General features: G+C 27.4%; 27 protein-coding genes. 24 read left to right on the forward strand and 3 right to left on the reverse strand.

Features of this window, described 5'->3' with window-relative positions; translation table 11 throughout:
• Positions 1 to 9: 9 nt before the first annotated feature.
• Entirely contained in the window at positions 10 to 549 is a 540-nt protein-coding gene (locus AC4FQ1_RS00730; RefSeq protein WP_303127035.1) for an ATPase, read from the forward strand.
• On the opposite strand, the gene spoVV is transcribed toward AC4FQ1_RS00730, so the two are convergent.
• Both spoVV and AC4FQ1_RS00740 read right to left on the reverse strand, forming a co-directional pair.
• A complete protein-coding gene (gene spoVV / locus AC4FQ1_RS00735; RefSeq protein WP_491168647.1) occupies positions 546 to 1730 on the reverse strand; it encodes a dipicolinic acid transporter SpoVV in 1185 nt (394 codons plus the stop codon). The genes AC4FQ1_RS00730 and spoVV overlap by 4 nt on opposite strands.
• A 48-nt stretch (positions 1731 to 1778) precedes the next feature.
• On the reverse strand, positions 1779 to 2984 hold the full coding sequence (locus AC4FQ1_RS00740) for a nucleotidyltransferase (protein WP_303127039.1): 1206 nt from the start codon (positions 2982 to 2984) through the stop codon (positions 1779 to 1781).
• A 228-nt stretch (positions 2985 to 3212) separates the two neighbouring features.
• Here AC4FQ1_RS00740 and pta point away from each other — a divergent pair, with 228 nt between their 5' ends.
• The 19 genes from pta to rnhB all read left to right on the forward strand — a co-directional run bounded on the left by pta (position 3213) and on the right by rnhB (position 20105).
• Positions 3213 to 4214: a phosphate acetyltransferase gene (gene pta / locus AC4FQ1_RS00745; RefSeq protein WP_303127041.1), complete on the forward strand. Its 1002-nt coding sequence runs from the start codon at positions 3213 to 3215 to the stop codon at positions 4212 to 4214.
• Between the two features lie 57 nt (positions 4215 to 4271).
• On the forward strand, positions 4272 to 5468 hold the full coding sequence (locus AC4FQ1_RS00750; protein ID WP_491168648.1) for an acetate kinase: 1197 nt from the start codon (positions 4272 to 4274) through the stop codon (positions 5466 to 5468).
• Positions 5469 to 5646: 178 nt separating this feature from the next.
• On the forward strand, positions 5647 to 6153 hold the full coding sequence (locus tag AC4FQ1_RS00755; protein WP_303127045.1) for a YceD family protein: 507 nt from the start codon (positions 5647 to 5649) through the stop codon (positions 6151 to 6153).
• Positions 6154 to 6156: 3 nt separating this feature from the next.
• The gene (gene rpmF, locus AC4FQ1_RS00760) at positions 6157 to 6339 is read left to right on the forward strand and encodes a 50S ribosomal protein L32 (RefSeq protein WP_024614622.1); all 183 of its coding nucleotides are present in this window, start codon (positions 6157 to 6159) and stop codon (positions 6337 to 6339) included.
• A 65-nt stretch (positions 6340 to 6404) separates the two neighbouring features.
• Positions 6405 to 7394, forward strand: a complete 990-nt coding sequence (gene plsX / locus AC4FQ1_RS00765) for a phosphate acyltransferase PlsX (protein ID WP_491168649.1) — start codon at positions 6405 to 6407, stop codon at positions 7392 to 7394.
• 76 nt (positions 7395 to 7470) lie between these two features.
• Positions 7471 to 7701 (forward strand): acyl carrier protein, encoded by a 231-nt coding sequence (gene acpP / locus AC4FQ1_RS00770; protein ID WP_303127050.1) that lies wholly within the window; start codon positions 7471 to 7473, stop codon positions 7699 to 7701.
• A 121-nt stretch (positions 7702 to 7822) separates the two neighbouring features.
• On the forward strand, positions 7823 to 8521 hold the full coding sequence (gene rnc / locus AC4FQ1_RS00775) for a ribonuclease III (protein ID WP_491147198.1): 699 nt from the start codon (positions 7823 to 7825) through the stop codon (positions 8519 to 8521).
• Positions 8514 to 9536, forward strand: a complete 1023-nt coding sequence (locus AC4FQ1_RS00780) for an elongator complex protein 3 (RefSeq protein WP_303127053.1) — start codon at positions 8514 to 8516, stop codon at positions 9534 to 9536. Before rnc ends, AC4FQ1_RS00780 begins: the two co-directional genes overlap by 8 nt.
• Before the next feature lie 165 nt (positions 9537 to 9701).
• A complete protein-coding gene (gene smc / locus AC4FQ1_RS00785; protein WP_491168650.1) occupies positions 9702 to 13259 on the forward strand; it encodes a chromosome segregation protein SMC in 3558 nt (1185 codons plus the stop codon).
• A gap of 19 nt (positions 13260 to 13278) precedes the next feature.
• Positions 13279 to 14196, forward strand: coding sequence for a signal recognition particle-docking protein FtsY (gene ftsY, locus AC4FQ1_RS00790; protein WP_303127057.1), 918 nt, complete (start codon positions 13279 to 13281; stop codon positions 14194 to 14196).
• Between the two features lie 95 nt (positions 14197 to 14291).
• Positions 14292 to 14621, forward strand: coding sequence for a putative DNA-binding protein (locus AC4FQ1_RS00795; protein WP_303127198.1), 330 nt, complete (start codon positions 14292 to 14294; stop codon positions 14619 to 14621).
• 16 nt (positions 14622 to 14637) lie between these two features.
• The gene (ffh, locus tag AC4FQ1_RS00800; RefSeq protein ID WP_303127059.1) at positions 14638 to 15993 is read left to right on the forward strand and encodes a signal recognition particle protein; all 1356 of its coding nucleotides are present in this window, start codon (positions 14638 to 14640) and stop codon (positions 15991 to 15993) included.
• A 34-nt stretch (positions 15994 to 16027) separates the two neighbouring features.
• Positions 16028 to 16273 (forward strand): 30S ribosomal protein S16, encoded by a 246-nt coding sequence (rpsP, locus tag AC4FQ1_RS00805; RefSeq protein ID WP_024614630.1) that lies wholly within the window; start codon positions 16028 to 16030, stop codon positions 16271 to 16273.
• A 50-nt stretch (positions 16274 to 16323) separates the two neighbouring features.
• Positions 16324 to 16551, forward strand: coding sequence for a KH domain-containing protein (locus AC4FQ1_RS00810; RefSeq protein ID WP_024614631.1), 228 nt, complete (start codon positions 16324 to 16326; stop codon positions 16549 to 16551).
• 84 nt (positions 16552 to 16635) lie between these two features.
• Positions 16636 to 17133: a ribosome maturation factor RimM gene (gene rimM, locus AC4FQ1_RS00815; protein WP_303127061.1), complete on the forward strand. Its 498-nt coding sequence runs from the start codon at positions 16636 to 16638 to the stop codon at positions 17131 to 17133.
• Positions 17123 to 17839 carry a tRNA (guanosine(37)-N1)-methyltransferase TrmD gene (gene trmD, locus AC4FQ1_RS00820; RefSeq protein WP_303127063.1) on the forward strand — a complete coding sequence of 239 codons (717 nt, stop codon included), beginning with the start codon at positions 17123 to 17125 and terminating at the stop codon, positions 17837 to 17839. Before rimM ends, trmD begins: the two co-directional genes overlap by 11 nt.
• A 178-nt stretch (positions 17840 to 18017) precedes the next feature.
• A complete protein-coding gene (rplS, locus tag AC4FQ1_RS00825) occupies positions 18018 to 18368 on the forward strand; it encodes a 50S ribosomal protein L19 (protein WP_303127065.1) in 351 nt (116 codons plus the stop codon).
• A 71-nt stretch (positions 18369 to 18439) separates the two neighbouring features.
• Positions 18440 to 19282: a ribosome biogenesis GTPase YlqF gene (gene ylqF / locus AC4FQ1_RS00830; RefSeq protein ID WP_303127067.1), complete on the forward strand. Its 843-nt coding sequence runs from the start codon at positions 18440 to 18442 to the stop codon at positions 19280 to 19282.
• Between the two features lie 19 nt (positions 19283 to 19301).
• Positions 19302 to 20105: a ribonuclease HII gene (gene rnhB / locus AC4FQ1_RS00835; protein ID WP_303127069.1), complete on the forward strand. Its 804-nt coding sequence runs from the start codon at positions 19302 to 19304 to the stop codon at positions 20103 to 20105.
• Positions 20106 to 20138: 33 nt separating this feature from the next.
• Here rnhB and AC4FQ1_RS00840 read toward each other — a convergent pair whose 3' ends face one another.
• Entirely contained in the window at positions 20139 to 20504 is a 366-nt protein-coding gene (locus AC4FQ1_RS00840; protein ID WP_491147188.1) for a YraN family protein, read from the reverse strand.
• Between the two features lie 108 nt (positions 20505 to 20612).
• On the opposite strand from AC4FQ1_RS00840, the gene AC4FQ1_RS00845 reads away from it, so the two are divergent.
• The 4 genes from AC4FQ1_RS00845 (at position 20613) to codY (ending at position 26291) form a co-directional block, all read left to right on the forward strand.
• Entirely contained in the window at positions 20613 to 22139 is a 1527-nt protein-coding gene (locus tag AC4FQ1_RS00845) for a YifB family Mg chelatase-like AAA ATPase (protein WP_491168651.1), read from the forward strand.
• 14 nt (positions 22140 to 22153) lie between these two features.
• Entirely contained in the window at positions 22154 to 23203 is a 1050-nt protein-coding gene (dprA, locus tag AC4FQ1_RS00850; RefSeq protein ID WP_491147184.1) for a DNA-processing protein DprA, read from the forward strand.
• A 41-nt stretch (positions 23204 to 23244) separates the two neighbouring features.
• A complete protein-coding gene (gene topA / locus AC4FQ1_RS00855; RefSeq protein WP_491168652.1) occupies positions 23245 to 25341 on the forward strand; it encodes a type I DNA topoisomerase in 2097 nt (698 codons plus the stop codon).
• A gap of 173 nt (positions 25342 to 25514) precedes the next feature.
• On the forward strand, positions 25515 to 26291 hold the full coding sequence (gene codY, locus AC4FQ1_RS00860; protein ID WP_303127079.1) for a GTP-sensing pleiotropic transcriptional regulator CodY: 777 nt from the start codon (positions 25515 to 25517) through the stop codon (positions 26289 to 26291).
• Positions 26292 to 26497 lie beyond the last annotated feature (206 nt).

A 26497-nucleotide genomic window follows, 5' to 3' on the forward strand; every position in this document is an offset into this window, starting at 1 on the left:
GGGGTATATATGGATAAACAAGAAGCTAACGTTTTAGAATATTTAGAATATTTATTAGATACTATAGAAAGAGCGCCAAAGGTTCCTATGAGCGGTAAAGTTATGGTAGATAAAAAAGAGTTTATGGAAACTATTGATGATATTATAAATTGTTTACCTGATCAATTTAAAAAAGCTCAATGGGTTATGAATGAAAGAGAAAGAATTTTAGCTGAGGCTAAAAGAGAATATGATTCAGTTAAAGAAGAAACTATGATTCTTATGAGACAAAATATTGAAAATCATGATATTGTTAAAGAAGCTAAAATAAGAGCTCAAGAAATATTAGCAACTGCAAAAAGAGAATCTAAAAACTTAAGAGTAAGTGCTAGAGATTATGCAGATGAAATATTAACTGATTTAGATGAACAAATGGAAAATAAAAAAATGGAGCTTATAAAATCGCTTCAAGTAAGCTTTGAGGATACAGCTAGGGAAATTGATGAAAACCTTACAAAAGCATGCTCCATTGTAAAAGAAAATATAAAAGAATTAAGATCTATGGATTAGTTTTTTAGCTTTTTTGAATTATTTTTAGCAATGTATTGAATAATAAAAATAATAATTAAAAATATTAATATTGGCAATAAGTAATTAAGTAAGTAATTAGAAACAAAAAAATTATTAGATGAATATGTTTCTATTGATTTAAATACTATATTTGACAATAAAAAAGTAAAAATAAAGCTAAAAATTCCTTGTATTAATTTTAAAAATACATATCTAAAAAAAGATACATTATGTTTTCCTATAAAGGAAAATGTTTGAGCTATTATAGATATGCCCGAGAATGAAGCTAAAAAGCTTATTATAGCTAATTTAAAGTGTATTGACATGGAACTAGATGAAATTATGCTACAACCATTTGTTAGTTCAATACTACCTAGAAATGTTCCGTACAACATATTTCTTGGTATATTGAATAAATTTTCTATATTAAAAAATATGTCTTTTATGAAGTTTATATTTTTTAATATAGATATAATTACAGAAAATGCTACAACGTACGAGCATACAGATAATGTTGTGTTTAATGCATCTTTAATAGATTTATCTAATGCAACACTAAAACTTATTTCTTTAAAAGAAGTCTTCTGCGCATTAAATTGATGCATAGAGGACTTTTTCATTGTTATTATTGCAATGAAAAATATAGATAAATAATTACTTATAAGTAAAAAGTAGCCGTATTTTGGATCTCCAAGTAATGAAGCACCAACAGACCCTATTAAAAATATAGGTCCTGTATTTGATGCTATATTTATAAGCCTTATATAATCTTTTTTTTCAATATCACCATTTTCATATAAATTGCTACTAAATTTAGCTCCTAATGGATAACCACATAAAATACTACCAACTAAAGGAAAAGAACAATTTGATGGTAATCTTAATGGTTTGCATATAAGTGGACCTATTAATTTAGAATATGTTGATATTCCATCATAGCATATAAGTAAATTGCATATAAGAGAAAATGAAAATATAGTAGGAATTATAGCTTTAAAGCAAAGTCTTAATCCATCTAATGCTGCATTAATAGATGCTTCAATATTACTTACAAATAATATTATTAAAACAGTTATAAAAAAACAAAAAATATTGTTTTTATCAATATTATAAAACTTAAATAATAAAACTATAAAAATAAATATAAACAAACATAAAATAAAAATATAAATATTATTCACGAAATCACTCCCATCAATAATATTTATATGCACATAATATAGCAAACTTTACTTATGTATATAAGGGGTTTTTAAATAATCTTCAATAGGAGATATTGATTTATTTAAAATTGAATAAGCTTTTGTACCAAGTAAGTTTATTTTTAAAATATCATCATCTATATGTTTTGGAATCTTATTTAATATTTTTAAATTAGATTTAGACTTAATTTCTTTTAATATTTTCATACCAGTAGAATTAAGAGCAAGAGGTCTTATAAATTTAAAATCATAATTTTTAATGTTAGTTAAATCATATTGCTCAAGTCCTATGAAGAAACTTGTAAGAATTCTATTTATTCTTGTATAAGTATATCTTTTACTTTTAATATTTAGTATAAGCTCATTTATACATTTAGAATTAATTATTTCTTTTTTTATTTTATTATCTAATCCTTCAGATAAATCATTTATGTTTTTTAATTTAGAATCATTAGTTAAGATTTTATATTTTAAAAATTCAAACATATCATTTTCAAATACAAAATTATAATTTTTATTAAATAAGTTTTCTAATTCTTTATATGTTTCTAAAGGTATAGAATTTTTTAAAATATTTAAATTCATATTTTCTTTTAAACATTTTCTTATAGAAGTAGCTGAAGAAAATGTTTTGCTCAAATTTAAGTCATTATAGTTATTACCTTCACGTTTAAGTGTAAAGGGCTTTATTTTGCTATCTAATTTTATAATAGATTTTATATATTCTATTGCTAATATATTATTTGAGTTTGATAAAATTTCATATACATTGTCATTTGGCAAAATAGAATTTAGAGAATTTGTTCTTGCTGTATGAAAAGGTATACCTTTTTTTATATTATCTTTTAAATTTTCTTTATATTCAGTAGATTCAAAAGCTAAAGAATGTGCTATTTTAAAAAGATTATTTAAATTTCCACTTTCACTTCCGAAATATATATTATTTATACAATTTAAACTGTTTAAAAGTTTGACTCCACCAAAAGCAAAATTTTCTGCAGAAGATAATGAATATACAAGTGGTAATTCTAAAACTAAATCTACACCGTTTAAAACAGCAATTTTAGCTCGTGTATATTTATCTATAATAGCAGGTGTTCCTCTTTGCATAAAATCTCCACTCATTACACAAACTATACCATCAGAATTTGTATCTTTTATTGCATTTTCAAGATGGTATTTATGACCTAAATGGAAGGGATTATATTCAGTTATAATACCTGTTAAATTCATATAAAATCCTCCTTTAATACTAAAATAATACTCATAGTATATCATATAATTTTTAAAGTGGCACTTTTAAAGGGGAGAGGATAAATATTCAGAAAATTTGCAGTATTTCAAATCTAATGAATTCAATGAAACAGTAAAAAAATGTCCTTTAAAGGTTGAAAATTTGCATCAATTAGGAGTATATTAATATGTGAAGATATACACGGATCTTTGAAAGGAGAAATGAACATGGAACTTATGAACAAAATATGGGAGGCTGCAAAGTCTGATAAAAAAAAGATAGTCCTTCCAGAAGGCGACGAGGCTAGAACGGTAGTTGCTGCTAGAAAAATATTTGATGAAGGAATAGCTATACCGGTTTTAATAGGTAATAAAGAAAGAGTATTACAATCTGGTAAAGAGCAAGGTGTTAATCTTGAAGGAGTAGATATAATAGATCCAGAGACATCACCTAAGCTTAATGAATATATAGAAGCTTTTTATGAGTTAAGAAAAAATAAAGGTATGACAATGGAAAAAGCTGAAAGAATAGTTAGAGATCCTCTTTATTTTGCTACAATGATGGTAAAACTAGATGATGCTGATGGAATGGTTTCAGGTGCTGTTCATACAACAGGAGATCTTTTAAGACCAGGTCTTCAAATAATAAAAACTGCACCAGGAGTATCAGTAGTATCAAGTTTCTTTATAATGCTTGTACCAGGATCAAAATATGGAGAGCAAGGTATGCTTTTATTCTCTGATTGTGCTGTTAACCCAAATCCTAATTCAGATCAATTAGCTGCTATAGCAATTGCAACAGCAGAAACAGCTAAGAATCTTTGTAAAATGGAACCAAAGGTTGCAATGCTTTCATTCTCAACTATGGGTAGTGCAGATCATGAATTAGTTGATAAAGTTAGAACAGCAACAGAAAAAGCTAAAGAATTAAGACCAGATTTACAAATAGATGGAGAATTACAATTAGATGCAGCAATAGTTCAAAAGGTTGCAAATCAAAAAGCTCCAAACAGTAAAGTTGCAGGAAATGCAAATGTATTAGTATTCCCAGATTTACAAGCTGGAAATATAGGATATAAATTAGTTCAAAGATTTGCTAATGCAGAAGCTATAGGACCTGTATGTCAAGGTTTTGCAAAACCTATTAATGATTTATCAAGAGGATGTAGTTCAGAAGATATAGTTAATGTTGTTGCTTTAACAGCAGTTCAAGCACAAGCTTCAAAATAGTAATAGCAATTAGTAGTAGAAATTAGACGTTGATAAATTTTTAAGGGGGATCTCAAGATGAAAATATTAGTAATAAACTGTGGAAGTTCATCATTAAAGTATCAATTAATAGATATGACTAATGAAGTAGCATTAGCTCAAGGATTAGTTGAAAGAATAGGAATAAATGGTTCAATTTTAACTCAAAAAGTTGAAGGTAGAGATAAATATATAATAGAACAAGAAATGAAAGATCATAAAGATGCTATAAAATTAGTTTTACAAGCATTAGTTGATGAAAAACATGGCGTTATAAAATCAATGGATGAAATAGCAGCTGTTGGACATAGAGTAGTACATGGTGGAGAAAAATATTCAAAATCAGTGTTAGTTGATGAAGAAGTTATGAAATGTTTAGAAGATTGTGTAAAACTTGCACCACTTCATAACCCACCTAACATAATAGGTATAGAGGCTTGTAAGGCTTTAATGCCAAATACACCTATGGCTGTAGTATTTGATACTGCATTCCATCAAACAATGCCTGAAGAAGCATATATTTATGCTATACCATATGAATATTACAAAAATAATGGCGTAAGAAGATATGGATTCCACGGAACATCACATAAGTATGTATCACAAAAAGTTGCAGAAACTATGGGAAAAGATATAAAAGATTTAAAAATAATAACTTGTCACTTAGGAAATGGTGCATCAATTACAGCAATTAAAGATGGAAAATCAATAGATACATCAATGGGATTTACACCACTTGACGGAATAGTTATGGGAACAAGATCAGGAAGCATAGATCCTTCAATAGAAACTTTCTTAATGTCAGAACTAGGATATTCATCACAAGAAATAAATGATATATTAAATAAAAAATCAGGTATTTTAGGAATTTCAGAAGTAAGTTCAGACTTTAGAGATGTAAAAAATGCTGCTTATAATGAAAATAACAACAGAGCGCAACTTGCATTAGATATATTTAGTTATAGCGTTAGAAAGCAAATTGGTGCATATGCTGCTATTATGGGTGGAGTAGATGTAGTAGTATTTACTGCAGGAGTTGGAGAAAACTCAATAGAAACTAGAGAAGATATAGTTAAGGGATTAGAATTCTTAGGAATTGAATTAGACACTGAAAAGAACAAAGTGTTTGGAGAACTTAAAGAAATATCAAAAGATGGTAGCAAAGTTAAGATATATGTTGTACCAACAAATGAGGAATTAATGATAGCTAAAGATACATTAGAGTTAATAAAATAGTTAATATTAATAAAAAATCTTGACTTTTTATGTCACCCTTTATATAATAAATTGTGTTTGTTCAGTAAATATTTTAAGCTAAGGGGTGAAAAAGAGCTTTCGCTCGAGCTATGTCGCTAGTTTAGTGATATAATGTGTCTTAGTGGACATGAGGATTTTTATCCAGAGCATGAAATTTATGAAATTACAATTTTCTAGTCTTTTTTCAAGAAAAGAAAGAGAAAAGAATTTTTCTTATGATTTTGATATGAAAAAATTTCACTTTGAAGGAGAAGTAGTTGAACCAGTATCTAAAGTTTTAGTTAATGGAACTATATATTCAAAGGAGAAAGAGATTGTAGTTAGACTACATGTAAAAACAGAGCTTAAGCTTTGTTGTTCAAGGTGTTTAGATACCTTCATCTATCCAATAGATTTTGAAATAGAAGAAAGGTTTACAAATGTTGACGATTCATTAGATAATGATGTAATATTTGTAAAGGGTGATGAATTAGACATCACAGATTTTGTTGAAAGAGAAATAATTTCAACCTTACCAATTAAAAAGCTTTGCAGTAATGAATGCAAAGGCCTTTGCCACAAATGTGGTAAAAATCTTAACATTGAAAATTGTACTTGTGACAATGATGATATTGATGTTAGATTAGCAGGTCTTAAGGCACTGCTTGAAAATAAGGAGGTGTAATCAATGGGATGTCCAGCAAGAAAAACATATAGAGCAAAGAGAGATTCAAGAAGAGCTCAAACTTTCAAAGCGAGCTTACCAGGAATAGTTGAATGCCCACAATGTCATGAAATGAAATTAGCTCACAGAGTTTGTAAGAGCTGTGGATACTACAAAGGTAAAGAAGTAGCAGCTTCAGAAGAATAAAAGAAAGTCTTATGACTTTCTTTTCTTTATATATAGAAAAATATATACAAAAAGGGGTGAGTTAATTGAGAATAGCAATAGATGGAATGGGTGGAGATAATGCACCTAAAGCTGTTGTAGAAGGTGTTATAGATGCTTTGAAGGAATATAATGATATAGAAGTATATATAACAGGTCCTGAAGAGAAAATAAATGAAGAATTAAATAAATATTCTTATGATAAAAATAGAGTTAAAGTAGTTAATGCTAATGAAATAATATCTACAAATGAACATCCGGTTATGGCACTTAGAAGAAAAAAAGATTCTAGTATAGTAAAAGCATTAAACTTAGTGAAAGAAGGTAAATGTGAAGCTGTTATCTCAGGGGGAAGTACTGGCGCATTTTTAGCGGGATGTACTTTGATTGTTGGTAGAATAAAAGGAGTTGAAAGACCAGCTTTAGCTCCTATAATGCCAGGTAGAAGAGGTAAGTTTATGATAGTTGATGCAGGTGCAAATGTGGATTGTAAACCTAATTATCTTGTTCAGTTTGCTAAAATGGGTAAAATATATTATGAAAATGTATTTAATAAAAAAGATCCAACTGTTGGTCTTATAAATATTGGTGAAGAAGCTGAAAAAGGTAATGAACTTACAAAGGAAACTTATAAACTTTTAAGCAATGAATCATTAAATTTTGTAGGTAATGTTGAACCAAGAGAGATACCAACTGGAGAAGTTGATGTTTTAGTTTGTGATGGATTTATAGGAAACACTGCTCTTAAATTATATGAAGGTGCTGCAATGAATTTACTTGGTATAATAAAGGATACTATAATGGAAGCATCTTTTATGCCTAAAATTGGAGCAGCTCTTCTTAAACCAGTTTTTAAGAAGCTTATGATTAAATTTGATTATAAAGAAGTTGGTGGAGCTCCTTTCTTAGGAGTAGATGGAATTTGTATAAAAGCTCACGGAAGTTCTGATGGAAAAGCTTTTAAAAATGCAATAAAACAGACTACAATTTTTTATAAAGGTAACGTAATAGAGAAAATAAAAGAAGAAATAAAATAAAAATTATTTTATTAGAATATTGACTGTATATTTAATATATAATATTATCTAAGGGAAGGATTCAGGAGGTGATAATATGTTTGAAAAGATTCAAGAGATAGTATCAGAAAAATTAAGCATAGATAAAGATGAAATAACAATGGATTCATCATTTATTGATGACCTTAATGCAGATTCATTAGATATAGTTGAGTTAATAATGGCATTAGAAGATGAATTAGATATGGAAATTCCGGATGAAGATGTTGAGGGATTCAAAACTGTTGGAGATGTTGTAGAATACGTTAAAAATCATGTTGAAGAATAGTAAAATCCCGCCTTTATTGCGGGATTTTATATTTAAAAATATAATAAAAGAATTAATGTAGTTTATTCTTGAATTTGTTTAAAGAGCAAACTGAAGAATAAACTTAGAGGAGTGAGGATATATGAATAAATTAAAGGTAAAAGAGTTCGAAGAAACTCTTGGAGTAAAATTCACTAACCTAAGTTATTTGAAAAAAGCATTAACACATAGTTCATTTGCTAACCAGTATAAGGATACAGAATATAATGAAAGGTTAGAATTTTTAGGAGATTCAGTTCTTCAATTATGCATAACAGAATATTTATTTAAGAATTATACTGAAAAATCTGAAGGGGAGCTTACAAAAATCAGAAGTTTAATTGTTTGTGAAAATTCTCTTTTTGAAGTAGCAAAAGGATTAAATTTAGGTAATTACATAAGAATGAGTAAGGGAGAAGAACTTACAGGAGGAAGACAAAGAACTTCAATACAAGCGGATGCTGTTGAAGCTGTCTTAGCAGCTATTTATTTAGATAAAGGATTAGAATTTACAAGAGCATTTATTTTGAATAAATTTAAAGATATAATAGATAAAGCTATAAATAATGAAATAATATTAGATTTTAAAACTAAATTACAAGAACATTTACAAAAAAATGGTGAGGTTCAAATAAAATATGATTTAGTTAAATTTGAAGGTCCTCCACATAGAAGAAAATTTTACACTAGAGTTTTAATAAATGATGAGTGTATGGGAGAAGGTGAAGGATATTCTAAAAAGGAGGCAGAACAAGCTTCTGCAAAACAAGCCTTAGAAAAAATGGGGGTAATAAATGAGTAAAAATTATTATATTATACCTATTTTTGTTCCTCATGAAGGTTGTCCTCATAATTGTGTGTTTTGTAATCAAGATAGGATAACAGGTGTAAGAGATAAGGTTGATGGAACAAAAGTTAAGGAAATTATAGAAGAATATTATCGTACTATAAAAAATAAAGATGCAACTATCGAAGTATCTTTCTTTGGTGGTACTTTTACAGCTATAAAGGAAGAAAAGCAAAGAGAGTTATTATCTGTTGCTAAAAGATATAAAGATTTAGGAATAGTAGATAAAATAAGAATGTCAACTAGACCAGATTATATAAATGATTATATATTAACTTATTTAAAAGAATATGATGTTGATATAATAGAATTAGGAGTACAATCTTTAAATGATGAAGTATTAACTGCAGCTGGTAGGGGACATACGGTAGAAGATGTAATTAATGCATCTAAGCTAATAAAAAAGTATGGAATAGTATTAGGACATCAGTTAATGCCAGGATTACCTAAATCAAATAAAGAAAAAGATATAAATAGTGCTAAATTATCAATACAATTAAAACCTGAAATAGTAAGAATATATCCATCTTTAGTTATTAAAGATACTCCTATGGAAATTATGTATAATAGAGGAGAATATACTCCTTATACATTGGATTTAGCAGTAGATGTTAGTAAACAAATATATTTTATGTATAAAAAAGAAGGAATAAATGTTATAAGAATAGGACTTCAGCCTACAGATACTATAAATGAAGGTGGAGATATTATAGATGGTCCTTTTCACCCTGCATTTAGAGAGCTTGTAGAAAGTAGCCTTCTTATAGATAAAATAAAACAAGAAATTATAAGTGATAATTTGGAAATTTTAATTAATAATAGAGATGTTAGTAAGTTATATGCTAATAAGAAATATTATTTCAACAAGCTAAAAGAAGATGGTTATAATATTACTGTTAAGATAACTGATGATGTTGAAAAGGGAAAAGTATTAATTAGAAATATAGTAGAAAAAAATATAGAAATTTAAATGAAACGAGGGTTTTGCTCTCGTTTTGTTTAAATATAATTAAATATAGAGGTGATATAATGAGAAAAAAAACTAGAGAAAAAATGCAAATTGCTCTTGCAGTTTTTTTAGTTTTGGTATTTTTAATATCCTTGATACCAATATTTATATAAAGGAGTGGAATTTGTGTTTTTAAAATCTTTAGAGTTAAGAGGATTTAAATCCTTTGCTGATAAAACAGAGTTGAAGTTTAAAGAGGGAGTTACAGCAATAGTAGGTCCAAATGGTAGTGGAAAAAGTAACATATCTGATGCTGTTAGATGGGTTCTTGGTGAGCAAAGTGTAAAAACTTTAAGAGGCGGAAAGATGGAAGATGTAATTTTCTCTGGAACACAATATAGAAAACCTGTTGGACTTGCACAAGTTTCTCTTACTTTAGATAATTCAAATGAGGTTTTACCAATTGATTATAATGAAGTAACTGTAACTAGAAGAATATTTAGATCAGGTGAAACAGAATATTTATTAAATAATAGTAAATGTAGATTAAAAGATATAAATAGTTTATTTATGGATACTGGTATAGGAAAAGAAGGGTATTCTCTTATAGGACAAGGTAAAATAGAAGCTATTTTAAGTGGTAGACCAGAAGATAGAAGAAATTTATTAGAAGAAGCATCTGGAATTGTTAAATATAAATTTAGAAAAAATGAAGCTGAAAAAAAGCTTTCAAATACAGAAGAAAATTTAATTAGAATAAGAGATATAATTTCTACATATGAAGAGCGATTAGAGCCTTTAAGAATAGAGAGAGAAAAGGCATTAAAATTTAAAGACTTATCAAATGATTTAAAAGAAAAAGAGGTTTCTTTAATAGTAAATAATATTAAAATTATTGAAAGAGAAATTAAAGAATTTAATAAAGAATTAGATGATAAGAAAAATGAATTAAATGCAAAAAGAGAAGATTTAAATTTAAAAAAGCAAAAATTAAAAGATATAGAACAAAGCTTAGAAGAATTAGAAAGAAAAAGCACTGAAGAAAAGCTAGAGTATTTTAGAAAAAAAGAAGATATAACAAAAGCAAATAGTGATATTGAATTACATAATGAAAGAATTAATAATTTAAATAAAACTATTGAAAAAAATAAGTTTGAGAAATATGGATTAAACAGTAAGATTTTAGATATAAATAAAGAAAAAGAATTTCTAAAAAAAGAACTTTCAGAAAAGAAAGAAGAAGAAAAAATAAAATTATTAGAGATTGAAAAATTAGATGATGATATTAAATCTATATCTTTAAAAGTAAAAGACATAGAATTAGAAATTAATAATTTAAAAAAGAGTGAATTAGATTTAATTAAAAATAATTCTTCAATAAATAATAAAATAACTGAAATAAAAGGTGAAATAAAATCTAAAGAAGAGAGAAAGTATAAAATTGATGAAGAAGTTAAAAGTATAGATAATAGACTAGGCATTAATAGATCAACAATTAATGGATTAACATTAAAAATTGAAGCACAAGAAAAAGAGTATGAAATATTAACTGATAAATTAGTAGAAAATAAAAATAATTTATTAAATATAAATAATTTAATAGCAAATAAAGAAAAAGAATCCAAGTTTTTAAGTATTTCATTAAGTAAATATGAAGCCAATAAATCTATGCTTGAAGATTTAGAAAATGGATACGAAGGCTATAATAGATCATTAAAGAACCTTATGGATAGAGTAGATAGGAAATTAACTCCTCATACTGAAGGTATAAAGGTGTTAGGTGAGGTATTTACTGTTCCTAAAGGATATGAAACTTCTATAGAAACAGCACTTGGATCTTCTATATCTAATGTTATTACAGAGACAGAAAATATAGCTAAAGATCTTATAAATTATTTGAAAAATAATAAATTAGGTAGAATAACATTTTTACCACTTAACATAATAAATAGTAGCAAGTTAGAGGTTAATGACAAAGTTAAAAATATAGATGGATATTTAGGTATTGCATCAGATATAGTTCATTTTAATCATAAATATATAAAAGTAATTAACTATTCTCTTGGTAGAACAATAATAGCTAAAGATATGGATAGTGCTTTCAAAATTGCTAAAATAATAAATTATAAATATAGAATTGTTACTTTAGAAGGAGAAATACTAAATGCTGGTGGAGCATTGACAGGTGGTAGTATAAAGGGAAAAACTACTAACATATTAAGTAGAAAAAGAGAAATAGAAGAAATACAAGAAAAAATAAAAGAAACTAAATTAAAATTAGATGAAACTTCAGATTATATAAAGGAAATCACTAAAAAGAGAAAAGATATAGATGAAGAGGTTTTAAATTTAACAGATAGTATGCATGCTATAAAAATAGAGCTTGCAACAAACAAAAACGAACTTATGAATTTAGAAAATCAGATTAAAAATCTAAAAGAGAATAATTTAAAGGCAAAAGATGAGAAAGATTTAATAGAAATAGATTTGAGTGATTTAAAATTTAAGCTTGAAGAATTAAGTAGTAGTATATTAAGCTTAGCAAGTGAAAATGAATTTAATAAACAAAAAGAATTAGAATTAGAAGAAACATTAAATAATAAAAAATTATATTTAAATAATCTTAATAATAAACTTACAGAAGTAAAGATAAGTATTGCATCGATAAATGAGCTTATTTCAACAAAAAGTGCTGAAATAATAAGAAAAGATTCTGATCTTAAAGAAATTAATTTGAAAATTGAAAAGATTAACGAGGAAAATTCAGAAGCTACTTCAAGTATTTCAATTAGTAAAGAAAAAATTCACTATAATATAGAATTAATAAATAAAAATAATGAAAGAATTGAAAACCTTGAAGAAATTTTTAAGAAAAACGATTTGAAAAGAGGTATGCTTAAAGAAGAATTTAGTGAAATAGATAGCTTAATAAGTGAAATAAGAGATGTTTTAACTAAAGAAGAAGGCGAACTTAATAAAAGAGAAATACTTAAAGCTAAAAGTGAAATGGAAATTGAAAATCATTATAAAAAGCTTAATGAAGAAATGAATTTAACATATGAAGAGGCAAAAGAAATAGCTAAACCTATAGAAGATTTAAGGAGTTTTAAAGATTTTATAAGTTCTATAAAGAGAAAAATATCAGCTCTTGGTATTGTAAATCTTGGTGCTATATCTGAATATGAAGAAGTTAGTGAGAAATACGAGTTTATGTCATCTCAAGAAGAAGATTTAGAAAAGTCAAAAAATGAATTACTTTCAGTTATTGAAGAAATGACAGAAAAAATGAGAATTTTATTCAAAGAAAATTTTAAAATATTAAATAAAAATTTTAATGAAACTTTTAAAGAATTGTTTAAAGGTGGAAATGCTGAACTTATATTAGGGGAAGGTGATGAGCTTACAGCTAATATAGATATAAACGTTATGCCACCTGGTAAAAAGCTTCAAAATATAAATTTAATGTCAGGTGGGGAAAAGGTTTTATCTGCAATAGCATTATTGTTTGGTATACTTAAAATGAAACCTACTCCATTTTGTATATTAGATGAAATAGAAGCCGCCTTAGATGATGCAAATGTCTATAGATATTCAGAATTTTTAAAAAGATTTTCAGAAAAAGGAATACAATTTATAGTAATAACACATAGAAAAGGAACTATGGAAGTAAGTGATATAATGTACGGTGTTACTATGGAGGAAAAAGGAATATCAAAGGTACTATCAGTTGATTTAAATAAATAGTTATTATGGAGGTAAGATAATGTTTGGAAAATTATTTGATAAACTAAAAACTGGATTAACAAAAACTAGAGATGGGTTACAAGATAAAATAAATGAGGCTTTAAATTTAGCTGTAACTATAGATGATGACTTATATGAAGAATTAGAAGAAATTTTAATAATATCAGATATAGGTATGGACACAACTATAGAAATTATAGATAGATTAAAAGTGAAAATAAGAAAAGAAAAAATAAATGATCCTCAAATGGTAAAACCAGCTTTAAAAGAAGTAATAACAGATATGTTACTTGAAGGAAGTGAAGATGAAGAATCAAATGATTCAAATGAAAAAGAAGTATTATTAGTTATAGGTGTAAATGGTGTTGGTAAGACAACATCAATAGGAAAGCTTGCAGCTAAAAATAAAGCAGAAGGTAAAAAAGTATTATTAGCAGCAGCAGATACATTTAGAGCTGCTGCAATAGATCAATTAGAAGTTTGGAGTGAAAGAGCCTCTGTTGATATAGTTAAACAAAGTGAGGGTTCAGATCCAGCAGCTGTTGTTTTTGATGCAGTTCAAGCAGCAAAGGCTAGAAATGTTGATCTTTTAATATGTGATACAGCAGGTAGATTACATAATAAAAAGAATCTCATGAATGAACTTTCAAAAATAAACAGAATAATTGATAGAGAATACAGTGAAGCTAAAAAACAAACATTATTAGTGTTAGATGGAACAACAGGTCAAAATGCTGTTATACAAGCTAAGCAGTTTATGGAAGCTTGCCCTATAGATGGTATCATATTAACTAAATTAGATGGTACAGCTAAAGGTGGGGTTGTTATATCTATAAAACAAACTCTTAATATTCCAGTTAAATATATAGGAGTTGGAGAAGGTATAGATGATCTTCAGAAATTTGATGCTAAAAGCTTTGCAGAAGCACTATTTTAAAAAATAATAAAATTTTTTATAGGTGTTAAGTAAAAATACTTGACACCTATAAATTTATTTGGTATCATCTCTTTTGTGGTAAGGTGATTATTATGATGGAAGATAGGGTTGAGATTTCATTATTAATGGATTTTTATAAACCATTATTAACTGAAAAACAAAGAAATATTATGGAATTATATTTTGATGATGACTTATCCTTAGCTGAAATTGCTGAATTAAACAACACAAGTCGTCAAGCAATCCATGATCTAATTAAAAGGTGCTATAAGCAACTTTTAACCTATGAAAACAAATTGAACTTACTTCAAAAGAGTATAAATCGAGAAGAAAAAATTATAAAACTTCTTAAAAACTTTAAAGAAAAGTATTCTATTTCTGATAAAGAATATGATATGCTTAAGAAAGAGCTAGAAGATTTATAATATTAGGAGGTTTAGTATGGCTTTTGAGGGATTATCAGAAAAGCTTCAAAATACCTTTAAAAAATTAAGGGGAAAAGGTAAGCTTAATGAAAAAGATATAAAAGAAGCTATGAGGGAAGTAAAGCTTGCTTTATTAGAAGCAGATGTTAACTATAAAGTAGTAAGAAAGTTTGTTAAAAGTGTGAGTGAAAAGTGCGTTGGAAGTAATGTTCTAGAGAGCTTGACACCAGGACAACAAGTTATTAAAATAGTTAACGATGAACTTACTGAACTTATGGGAGGAAGCGAAAGTAAAATAAATTATTCAAGTAGTGGAACTACAGTTATAATGCTTGTAGGTCTTCAAGGGGCTGGTAAAACTACAATGTGTGGTAAATTAGCATTAAACCTTAGAAAGAATAATAAAAAGCCGCTTCTTGTAGCATGTGATATATATAGACCTGCAGCTATAAAGCAATTAGAAGTTGTAGGTAAGCAAATAGACATACCTGTATTTTCAATGGGAGATAAGGTTAAAGCTGTTGATATTGCAAAAGCTGGCATAAAGCATGCTAAAGATAATGGTAATAACGTAGTTATTATAGATACAGCAGGTAGATTACATATAGATGAAAGCTTGATGCAAGAACTTAAAGATGTAAAGTCAGCTGTTAATCCTTCAGAGATTTTACTTGTAGTAGATTCTATGACAGGACAAGATGCTGTAAATGTTGCAGAAACATTTAATAATGACCTTGACTTAACAGGGGTTATATTAACTAAACTTGATGGTGATACTAGAGGTGGAGCGGCACTTTCAATTAGATCTATCACTGAAAAACCAATAAAATTTATTGGTGTTGGCGAAAAGATGAATGATTTTGAAGTTTTTCATCCAGATAGAATGGCATCAAGAATACTTGGCATGGGAGATGTATTATCTCTTATTGAAAAGGCTCAATCTGCAATAGATGAAGAAGAAGCAGCGGATTTTACAAAGAAAATGATGAATCAAGGCTTAAATTTTGAAGATTATTTAACTGCAATGGAGCAAATGAAAAAGCTTGGACCGCTTAATAAACTTATGGAAATGATACCTGGAGTAAATTCAAAAGAGCTGCAAGGTATTGATTTTGATCAAGGTCAAAAGCAAATGGAAAAAGTTAAAGCAATAATTCTTTCAATGACATTAAAAGAAAGAAGAAATCCATCCCTTGTAATAAATAATTCATCAAGAAAAAAGAGAATTGCAAAGGGTGCAGGTTCAACAATTCAAGAAGTTAATAAACTTATTAAAGGATACGAAATGATGAAAAAGAATATGAAACAAATGAAATCATTGCAAAAGGGAGCCAAAAAAGGTCTCTTAGGTAAGTTACCTTTTATGAGTTAATATATAATTATTTTTTAAAGGAGGTGAAATTAACATGGCAGTAAAAATTAGATTAAGAAGAATGGGAGCTAAAAAAGCACCTTTCTATAGAGTAGTTGTTGCTGATTCAAGAAGCCCAAGAGATGGTAGATTCATCGAAGAGATCGGATACTATAATCCAGTTTCAGAACCAGCAGAAATAAAAATAAACGAAGAAAAAGCTAATAAATGGTTACAAAATGGTGCTCAACCAACAGATGTAGTTAAAAAGCTTTTCGTAAGAGCAGGCCTAAACAAGTAATACTAGGAGGTGAATTCTGCAACTTAGTATATAACTAGATGCAGGACACTATGAAAGAATTAGTAGAAGTAATAGCTAAGTCCCTTGTAGATAATCCAGATGAAGTTACAGTAAATGAGATTAAAGGTGAACAATCAATTATACTAGAACTTAGGGTTGCACAAGATGATATGGGCAAAGTTATTGGAAAACAGGGAAGAATAGCGAAAGCTATTAGAACCGTAGTAAAGGCTGCAGCAATAAAAGAAGAAAAAAGAGTAGTAGTTGAAATTATTTAAAGAGTTAGGTGAAGCCTAACTCTTTTTTATAATAAAATCATATAAAGTATAAAATTTTTAATTATAAAAAGAGGTGATAAATATATGAGAGAATTTTTTAAAGTAGGGAAGATTGTTAATACTCATGGGTTAAAAGGTGAGGTTAAAGTTATACCTTCTACTGAAGATGTAAATAACTTTAAAAGATATGAAGTTATTTTTATTGATGGAATAGAGAGAAAAATATTAGGTGTAAAATTTCAAAAAGATAGAGTTATATTGAAAATTGAAGGAATAGACTTTATAGATGATGCAGAAAAATATAAAAATAAAATTATAGAAGTACCAAGGGATATGGAACCAGAACTTCCAGAAGATACTTTTTATGCTAGAGATCTTATAGGAATTCATGTATTTGATACAGAAGGAAATGATCTTGGGCCTATATATGATGTTATAGAAACTAAAAATAATGATGTATATTGGATAAGAGAACCAAAAGAATTGTTAATTCCTGTACTTAAAGATATAGTTTTAGATATTAATTTAGAAGATGAAAAAATTATTATAAGACCTGTAGGAGAATGGTTAGATGAAGATTAGTATATTAACTCTTTTTCCAGAGATGTTTTCAATATTTAACCATAGTATTATAGGAAAAGCACAAGAAAAAGGACTTATAGAAATAGAAACTTTAAATATAAGAGATTATACTAAAAATAAGCATAAAAAAGTTGATGATTATCCTTATGGTGGTGGTGCTGGTATGGTTATGGCACCTCAGCCTGTAATAGATACTATAAGAGAATGTAAAAAAGAAAACAAAGGAAAAGTAGTTTTTTTAGGACCTAGAGGAAAGAAATTTAATCATGACCTTTCAAAAGAATTAGCAAAAGAAGATGAATTAATATTTTTATGTGGGCATTATGAAGGAATAGATGAAAGAATATATGAATACATAGATTTAGAAATTTCTATTGGAGATTTTATATTAACTGGTGGAGAAATGGCTGCTATACCAGTTATTGATTCTGTTTTAAGGCTAAAACCTGGAGTTTTAGGTAAAGAAGAAAGTTTTATGGATGAATCTTTTTCAAATGGATTATTAGAATATCCTCAATATACAAGGCCTGAAGAATTTGAAGGAAAACGAGTTCCGGAAGTACTTTTATCAGGACATCATGAAAATATTAGAAAATGGAGAAGATTACAATCTTTAATCATTACAAGAGATAGAAGGAAAGACTTATTTGATAAAATAGAATTAACAAAGGAAGATAAAAAAATATTAAAAACTTATAATAAATAAATTATTATAAGTATGCATATTTGATGAAGAAACTATATTTAGGTATATATTTAATAAATAAATTATTGCAAAGAGATATTTTTTATGATAGAATATGCTTTGTGCTAGTACGGGCGGTCCTCTTCTGGATTTTAAGCTCCGGAATGAACGTCAAATTAATTTTAGGAGGGAATGCACAATGAACGAAATTTTAAGAGCAATCGAACAAGAACAAATAAGAAATGATTTACCAAGCTTCAACGTTGGGGACAACATAAAAGTTCACCAATTAATAAAAGAAGGTAACAGAGAAAGAATCCAAGTATTCGAAGGAACTGTTATTAAGAAGCAAAACGGTGGTTTAAGAGAAACTTTCACTGTAAGAAGATTAGCTTACGGTACAGGAGTTGAAAAAACTTTCCCAATGAACGCTCCAATGATTCAAAAAATTGAAGTGACTAGAAGAGGTAAAGTAAGAAGAGCTAAGTTATTCTACTTAAGAGATAGAGTAGGTAAGGCTGCTAAGGTTAAAGAATTATTAGTAAGATAATTAACCATAAAGAAGAGGCTTAGAAGTAAGTCTCTTTTTTTTCTATAAATAAATTAAAGGAGGAATTTTTTATGGCAATAAACTGGTTCCCAGGGCATATGAAAAAGACTCAAAGAGAAATAAAAGAGAATTTAAAAGTTGTAGATGCAGTTATTGAAATTAGAGATGCAAGAATACCAAAAAGTTCTGCTAATCCTGATATAGATAAATTAGTTGGAAATAAACCAAGATTAATACTTTTAAATAAAAGTGACTTAACTGAGTCTAAAGTTACAAGAGAATGGATGAAATCTTTAACAAAAGATAATGTTAAAGTATTAGAGGTAAACTGCTTAAAAGGAAGTGGACTTCAAAAAATAAAGCCTGCTCTTAATGAATTATTAAAAGAAAAACATGATAGACTTAGAGAAAAAGGATTAAAAACAATAATGACAAGAGTTATGGTAGTAGGTATACCTAACGTTGGAAAGTCAACATTTATAAATAAAATGGCTAGAAATAATATAGCACAGACTGGAGACAGACCAGGTGTTACTAAGAGTAAGAGATGGATAAAGACATCTATGGATGTTGAAATGTTAGATACACCAGGAGTTTTATGGCCTAAATTTGAGGATGATGAAACTGCATTAAATCTTGCTTTTACAGGAGCTATAAAAGATGAAATTATGGATATTGAAGATTTGGCATATAGATTAGTTGAAAGATTACAACAGTATTATCCAGATGAATTAATGGAAAGATATAAAATAGATACAATATACGATAATCCATTGGAGACTTTAGATGCTATAGCTATAAAAAGAGGTGCTATAATGAAGGGGCGCGAAATTGATTATAATAGAATAGCTGTTATATTATTAGATGAGTTTAGAGGCGGAAAAATAGGAAAGATATCATTAGAAAGACCTTAATAAAGGAGGTTTGAATTTTATGAATCTTTTAAAAGATAATTTATCAGAATTTAGTTATAAAGATATAAAAAGTGAATTTGATAATTTAGAACTTAATTTTAAAACAGATGATATAAATATTTTAAGTAAAATTTTATTAAATGATAAAAGAAAAAATGTTCAAAGTTTAGGTAATAAAATATTAAAAGAAAAAAAGAAATTAGAAGATGAATTTATAAGAGTAAAAAAAATGTATGATTTTGATAGAGGGTTTGCTAAAGGGAAAGTACTTGCAGGTGTAGATGAAGTAGGAAGAGGACCACTTGCTGGACCAATTGTATCAGCTGCTGTAGTTTTAGATTTAGATTCTTTAGATGATATTATACTTTACTTAAATGATTCTAAAAAATTATCTGAACATAAAAGAGAAGAACTTTCAGAAATAATAAAGGAAAAAGCATTAGCTTATTGTATTAGTGAATGTTCTAATGATGAGATTGATGAAAAAGGTATAGCTTATTGTAATAACAAAATATTTTTAGATGCAACTTATGGGCTTTCAGAAAGACCAGAAATAGTTTTATCTGATGGATACAACATAAAAGGTATAGAAATAGAAAATAAATTTGTTATAAAAGGTGATACTAAAAGTGCTAGTATAGCTGCAGCATCTATAATTGCAAAAGTTTATAGAGATAATCTAATGAAGGATATTTCCAAAAAATATCCAGAGTATGGATTTGAAAGCAATGTTGGATATGGAGCTAAGAAACATTTAGATGCATTAAAGGAATTTGGAGCTACACCTATACATAGAATGAGTTTTTTAAGGAATATACTATAAAAAGTAGTAATAGCAAAAGCTATTACTACTTTTTTATCTAAAAGCATCTTTTGTATAAATGATATTATAATTATTATTTTTGGTATTAAAATAAACCTCTAAAACGTCAAATCTTATAAAAAAATTTTTATAATTATTACTTAATAGAAAATATTTTGTTAATTTTTTTATGTTTTGAGTTTTTTTATAAGTTATAGATTCTATAGCACTTCCATAATTTTTATTATATCTACTTTTAACTTCCACAAAACATAATATATCATCTTTTTTGCAGATTATATCTATTTCGCCAAATCTATTTGAATAGTTTTTGCAAATTATATTATAACCATTTTTAATTAAATATTCTTTTGCAATATTTTCACCATAATATCCTATTTTTTTATTAAAAGATTTCATATTAAAACACCTCAGTTATGTATTATTGACATGTTAGATTAAATTTATTAAATAAAATTTTGATTAAAATCTTTTTTGTTGTTAATAATCATCTATGAGGTGATTAAAATGGCAATAAATATAAATAGTGCAACTAATATTGGAATAAATAGTTATGTTATAAATGTTGAAGTTGATATATCAAAGGGGATTCCTAGTTTTTCTATAGTTGGTCTTGCTGATGCTGCTGTAAGAGAAGCTAAAGAAAGAGTTAGAGCTTCTATAATAAATTCTGGATTTGAATTTCCTCTTGGTAGAATAGTTATAAATTTAGCGCCAGCTGATATGAGAAAAGTTGGTACACTTTTAGACTTACCTATAGCTATAGGTATATTAATGGAATCTAATCAATTACCAAAAAAGGACTTAAAAGAACATTTGTTAATTGGAGAATTATCTTTAAATGGAGAACTTAAAAGGAGTAAGGGAATAATTTCTATTTTACTTCAAGGATTAGATGATAACATAAGTAAATTTTTAATTCCTGAAGAAAATTTAAATGAAGTTTTAGAGGTAAGAAAAGGTAAAGTATACTTAATTAAGAATTTAAAAGAAGCAATAAATTATATAAATTATGAGGATATTTTGCCAGTTGATTATGGTGATTATAAGGAAGAAAAAGAAATAGAAAAATTTTTAGATTTTAGTTGTATAATTGGACAACAATCTTCAAAAAGAGCACTAGAAATTGCAGCTTCTGGAAGACATAATATAGCTTTATTTGGTAATCCAGGAAGTGGAAAAACAATGCTTGCAAAAGCATTAAACTCTATATTACCTCCTCTTACAGAAGAGGAAAAAATAGAGGTCGCTAAAATATATTCTATATCTGGAATGATAGATAAATATAAAAGTATAAATATACCATTTAGGCAACCTCATAACACTATAAGTAAAACTGCATTAATTGGTGGAGGAAAAGAAGTTAAACCTGGAGAGATTACTTTAGCTCATAATGGTGTTTTATACTTAGATGAAATTTTAGAGTTCAAGAGAGAAGTTTTAGAAGTTTTAAGAATTCCATTAGAAGAAAAAGTAATCAGAATAGATAGATTAAGTGATAGGATAGAAATGCCAAGCAACTTCCAACTTATAGCTTCTTATAATCCTTGCCCTTGTGGTAGAAAGTCTATATTAGGACATAATGATAAGTGTGAATGCAGTGAGTATGAAGTTAGAAGATATCAAAAAAGGTTATCAAAACCATTAAAAGATAGAATTGATATATTTAATTATGTTCCTTTAATTAATTTAGATGAATTTAATAAAGGAAAAACATCAGAAAATAGTAAACAAATTAGGGAGCGAGTTATTAAATCGAGAGAACTTCAAAATAAGAGATTAAAAAATACAAAATATAAATTCAATTCAGATATACAAGGAAAGGATATATTTGAATTGTGTAAGATAAATAAAAATGCAAAAAAAATACTAGAAGATTATTTTAGAATAAATACTCCTTCACTTAGAGGGTATGGGAAGGTAGTAAAAGTAGCACAAACCATTGCAGATATAGAGTTAGAAGAAGAAATAAAAAGTGAACATATTATAGAAGCAATAAATTATAGGAAGGATATAAATGGTGAGTTTATTTAAAGAGAGGTAGACAAATGGAAAAATATATATTATGGTTAATGTTAATGGAATGTACGAATCTTCAAAAAATTAAACTTATAAAAAAATATAAAGATGAGAAGATGATTTTTCTTCATTTTGATGAAATAAAAAGTGAAATTCCATTTAGTAATAAAAAATTTACAAATTATGATAAATATAAAGAATTAAATAAAACTGAGAAGCTAATTGAAAACTTAAAATTGCTTAATATAAGGTTTATTTCATTTAATGATAGTAATTATCCTGAAAGTCTAAAAAATATAAAGGAACCACCTTACATAATTTTTTATAAAGGGAATATAAATTTATTAAATGAAGAAATAGTTGCTATAGTTGGGGCTAGAAAAAATACTTCATATGGAGAAATGTCAACTAGACTAATAGCTAAAGATCTGTCTAAAAACAAGGTATGTATAGTTAGTGGAGGAGCACTTGGGGTAGATAAAATAGCTCATGATGAATGTTTAAAAAATGATGGAAAAACTATTGCTGTTTTAGGTTGTGGACTAGATATATGTTACCCTTTAAGCAATAAAGAATTATTAAAAAGAATAGAAGAAAACGGTTTAATAATATCGGAGTTTTTGCCAGGAACAAAACCTAATGCATATAATTTCCCAAGAAGGAACAGAATAATAAGTGGATTAGCAAAAGGGGTAATTATAACCGAGGCTAATAAAAAAAGCGGTTCATTAATAACAGCTAGTTGCGCATTAGATCAAGGAAAAGATATTTTAGTTGTTCCTCATGATATATTTTCAGACAGGGGATTAGGGTGTAATCTTCTAATAAAAGATGGTGCTTATATATATACTTGCTTAGATGATATATATACTATATTTAAAATAGAAAAGAAGATAGAAAAAACTATAGCTAATTCTAGCAATATATTAAGCATGATTAAGAATGAACCTGTACATATTGATGACATATTTGTAAAATCACAGGTTGACAGAAATACTTTATATGGTTTATTATTTGAACTGCAAATTAAAAATGAAATATTAAGTTTACCTGGAAATTATTATGTAAGAATAACTTGAATCTAAGGGGGTGAAGACTCCAATAAAAATTGGAGTTAATTATGGGCCAAAAATTAGTAATAGTAGAATCACCAGCGAAGGCTAAAACAATAGGAAAATACTTAGGAAAAAATTATATTGTTGAAGCTTCTATGGGGCATGTTAGAGATTTACCTAAAAGTAAGTTAGGTGTTGATATAGATGATGATTTTGAACCTAAATATATTACAATAAGAGGAAAAGGAGATTTACTTAAATCTTTAAGGAAGGCTGCAAAGAAAGCAGATAAAATATATTTAGCTACTGACCCTGATAGAGAAGGAGAGGCAATCTCTTGGCATTTAGCTAATCTTTTAAAGATAGATGATTCTGAGGAATGCAGAATAGTATTTAATGAAATAACTAAATCAGCAGTTAAAAGCTCTATAAAAAATGCAAGAAAAATAAATCAAGATTTAGTGGATGCACAACAAGCAAGAAGAATATTAGATAGATTAGTTGGTTATGAAATTAGTCCAATTTTATGGAAAAATGTAAAGTGGGGATTAAGTGCTGGAAGAGTTCAATCAGCTGCTCTTAAATTAATTTGTGAAAGAGAAGAAGAAATCAAAAGGTTTAAAGCAGAAGAATATTGGACGGTTGATTGCTTTCTTAAAAAGGGAAGAAAAAAATTCCCAATAAAGCTTTCAACTTATAAAAATAAGAAAATTGAATTGAAAAATGAAAAGGATTCTAATAAAGTAATAGAAGAATTAAATAAAGATGAATTTTTAGTTGCTTCAATAAAAAAGGGAAGTAAACTTAAAAATCCTTTAGCACCTTTTACTACAAGTACACTTCAACAAGAAGCTAGTAAAAAATTGAATTTTATGACAAAGAAAACTATGTCAGTAGCTCAGGTTTTATATGAAGGTGTAGAAGTTAAAGGATACGGAACAGTTGGTCTTATAACTTATATGAGAACAGATTCTGTTAGAATATCAAAAGAAGCGCAAGAAAGTGCTAAAAGCTTTATTTTAAATAATTATGGAGAGAAGTATTTACCTGAAGAAACAAGAGTTTATAAAGGAAAGAAAAATATCCAGGATGCTCATGAAGCTATAAGACCTACAAATATAGATATAACTCCTGAGGTAGCAAAAGCAAATTTATCACCTGAACAATATAAACTTTATACTTTAATTTGGAAGAGATTTGTTTCCTCTCAAATGGCATCTTGTATTTTAAATACAAATTCTATAGATATTTTAAATGGTGATTACAAGTTTAAGGCTACAGGATCAACAATAAATTTTGATGGATTCATGAAAATTTATGAATATGCTATAAATGAAGAAGATGATACATCTCTTCCAGAACTTGAAGAGGGAGAAGTGTTATCAGCAGCAAATATTGAAGGAAAACAACATTTTACTCAACCACCTGCAAGATATACAGAAGCATCTTTTGTAAAGTTGCTTGAGGAAAAGGGGATTGGTAGACCTAGTACTTACGTTCCTACAATTTCAACATTATTAAGTAGAGATTATGTAAATAGGGAAAAGAAAAATTTAATACCAACAGAATTAGGCTTTATAGTTAATAATATAATATGTGAATATTTTAAACAAATAGCTGATGTGGACTTTACTGCTAGTATGGAAAAAAATCTAGATAGTATAGAAGAAGGAAAAATTAAATGGAAATCTGTAGTTAGAGAATTTTTTGAACCACTTAAAAAATCACTTGATAAAGCTGAAAAAGAAATGGCAAAGGTCGTTATAGAAGATGAAGTTAGTGATGTGCAATGTGATAAATGCGGAAGAATGATGGTTATTAAAAAAGGAAGATATGGAAAGTTTTTAGCTTGTCCAGGATATCCAGAATGTAAAAATGCTAAACCAATAGTAGAAGAAATAGATGCACCTTGTCCAAAATGTGGAGGAAAAGTTTTAGCAAAGAGAAGTAAAAAAGGTAAGAAGTTTTTTGGATGCTCTAGATATCCAGATTGCGATTTTGTAAGTTGGAATGAACCAGTCAAAGAAAAATGTTCAGAATGTGGATCTTATATGGTGAAAAAATATTCTAAAAAATCTGGAGATTATATAGAATGTTCAAATCCAGAATGCAAACATAAAGAGGAACTAAAAACTAACAAAGAAGAAATTAAAGAAGATTAAACTAAAATAATATAAAAGCTTTGTCAAAAAAATTAGAATGATATTGAAATAGATAACTTGGTGTGATAAACTGTATTAGTATTACGGATTTGTTAAAAAATTAAAACAATTTTAAATATTCTAACAAATGACAATATGAATCTGAAATAGTTAGATATCAAGGAGGATTTTTAATGTCATCACTACTTAATAAAGCGAGAAAATTAAATAAAATACTGCAAAAGTCAGGAACTGAAGCAGTAGCATTTGAAGACATATGTGAACTTTTAAGTGATGTTTTAGCTTGTAATGTTTATATTGTTAGCAAAAGAGGAAAAGTTATTGGTCATAGTTTTGCAACTAGCTTTGAATGTGAAATAATGAAAGAGAAAGTTATAGAAGAAAAAAAGTTTCCAAATGATTATAATGAAAAGTTATTAAAGGTTTCAGAAACTTTAGCTAATTTACCAAACAAAGGTGAATGTGTCTTTGATGGAATAGGAATGTGTACTATGTCAGACAAGCTATCAACTATAGTACCTATTATAGGAAATAGAGAGAGGTTAGGCACATTACTTCTAGCAAGATTTGGAGAAGTATTTACAGATGATGACCTTGTTTTATGTGAATATAGCGCAACGATAGTAGGAATGGAAATGTTAAGAGCAAAACAAGAAGAACTAGCAGAAGAAACAAGAAAGAAAGCTGTAGTTCAATTAGCTATAGGAACATTATCATATTCAGAATTAGAGGCTGTAGAACATATATTTAATGAGTTAGGTGGAAATGAAGGATTACTTGTAGCATCAAAAATAGCTGATAAAGTTGGAATAACTAGAAGCGTTATAGTAAATGCTTTAAGAAAGTTTGAGAGTGCTGGAGTAATTGAGTCAAGATCATTAGGTATGAAGGGAACTCATATAAGAATATTAAATGATAAATTACTTGATGAATTAAAAAAGATAAAGTAGTCAATAATACGAGTAACATTGAATTTTAGTTACTCGTATTATTTTATATAAAAATATAAAAAAAAATAAATTTATGTTGATAGAAAAATTACCTTATGATATACTATCTAAGGTAATAAAAATACACACATTATCGAAATTATGATATAGGTGCCTTTATTTAAGGTTTATTGTAATTATATCGATAGTGGAGGGAAAAACCAGGA

The organism is Clostridium sp. TJA020 (assembly GCF_058310295.1).

What these genes read in the sequence shown, in the direction of transcription:
- AC4FQ1_RS00730 (WP_303127035.1), top strand. Translation starts at nt 10, where the DNA reads ATGGATAAACAAGAAGCTAACGTTTTAGAATATTTAGAATATTTATTA.
- AC4FQ1_RS00740 (WP_303127039.1), bottom strand. Translation starts at nt 2,984, where the DNA reads ATGAATTTAACAGGTATTATAACTGAATATAATCCCTTCCATTTAGGT.
- pta (WP_303127041.1), top strand. Translation starts at nt 3,213, where the DNA reads ATGGAACTTATGAACAAAATATGGGAGGCTGCAAAGTCTGATAAAAAA.
- AC4FQ1_RS00750 (WP_491168648.1), top strand. Translation starts at nt 4,272, where the DNA reads ATGAAAATATTAGTAATAAACTGTGGAAGTTCATCATTAAAGTATCAA.
- AC4FQ1_RS00755 (WP_303127045.1), top strand. Translation starts at nt 5,647, where the DNA reads ATGAAATTACAATTTTCTAGTCTTTTTTCAAGAAAAGAAAGAGAAAAG.
- rpmF (WP_024614622.1), top strand. Translation starts at nt 6,157, where the DNA reads ATGGGATGTCCAGCAAGAAAAACATATAGAGCAAAGAGAGATTCAAGA.
- acpP (WP_303127050.1), top strand. Translation starts at nt 7,471, where the DNA reads ATGTTTGAAAAGATTCAAGAGATAGTATCAGAAAAATTAAGCATAGAT.
- rnc (WP_491147198.1), top strand. Translation starts at nt 7,823, where the DNA reads ATGAATAAATTAAAGGTAAAAGAGTTCGAAGAAACTCTTGGAGTAAAA.
- AC4FQ1_RS00780 (WP_303127053.1), top strand. Translation starts at nt 8,514, where the DNA reads ATGAGTAAAAATTATTATATTATACCTATTTTTGTTCCTCATGAAGGT.
- ftsY (WP_303127057.1), top strand. Translation starts at nt 13,279, where the DNA reads ATGTTTGGAAAATTATTTGATAAACTAAAAACTGGATTAACAAAAACT.
- AC4FQ1_RS00795 (WP_303127198.1), top strand. Translation starts at nt 14,292, where the DNA reads ATGGAAGATAGGGTTGAGATTTCATTATTAATGGATTTTTATAAACCA.
- ffh (WP_303127059.1), top strand. Translation starts at nt 14,638, where the DNA reads ATGGCTTTTGAGGGATTATCAGAAAAGCTTCAAAATACCTTTAAAAAA.
- rpsP (WP_024614630.1), top strand. Translation starts at nt 16,028, where the DNA reads ATGGCAGTAAAAATTAGATTAAGAAGAATGGGAGCTAAAAAAGCACCT.
- AC4FQ1_RS00810 (WP_024614631.1), top strand. Translation starts at nt 16,324, where the DNA reads ATGAAAGAATTAGTAGAAGTAATAGCTAAGTCCCTTGTAGATAATCCA.
- rimM (WP_303127061.1), top strand. Translation starts at nt 16,636, where the DNA reads ATGAGAGAATTTTTTAAAGTAGGGAAGATTGTTAATACTCATGGGTTA.
- trmD (WP_303127063.1), top strand. Translation starts at nt 17,123, where the DNA reads ATGAAGATTAGTATATTAACTCTTTTTCCAGAGATGTTTTCAATATTT.
- rplS (WP_303127065.1), top strand. Translation starts at nt 18,018, where the DNA reads ATGAACGAAATTTTAAGAGCAATCGAACAAGAACAAATAAGAAATGAT.
- ylqF (WP_303127067.1), top strand. Translation starts at nt 18,440, where the DNA reads ATGGCAATAAACTGGTTCCCAGGGCATATGAAAAAGACTCAAAGAGAA.
- rnhB (WP_303127069.1), top strand. Translation starts at nt 19,302, where the DNA reads ATGAATCTTTTAAAAGATAATTTATCAGAATTTAGTTATAAAGATATA.
- AC4FQ1_RS00840 (WP_491147188.1), bottom strand. Translation starts at nt 20,504, where the DNA reads ATGAAATCTTTTAATAAAAAAATAGGATATTATGGTGAAAATATTGCA.
- AC4FQ1_RS00845 (WP_491168651.1), top strand. Translation starts at nt 20,613, where the DNA reads ATGGCAATAAATATAAATAGTGCAACTAATATTGGAATAAATAGTTAT.
- dprA (WP_491147184.1), top strand. Translation starts at nt 22,154, where the DNA reads ATGGAAAAATATATATTATGGTTAATGTTAATGGAATGTACGAATCTT.
- topA (WP_491168652.1), top strand. Translation starts at nt 23,245, where the DNA reads ATGGGCCAAAAATTAGTAATAGTAGAATCACCAGCGAAGGCTAAAACA.
- codY (WP_303127079.1), top strand. Translation starts at nt 25,515, where the DNA reads ATGTCATCACTACTTAATAAAGCGAGAAAATTAAATAAAATACTGCAA.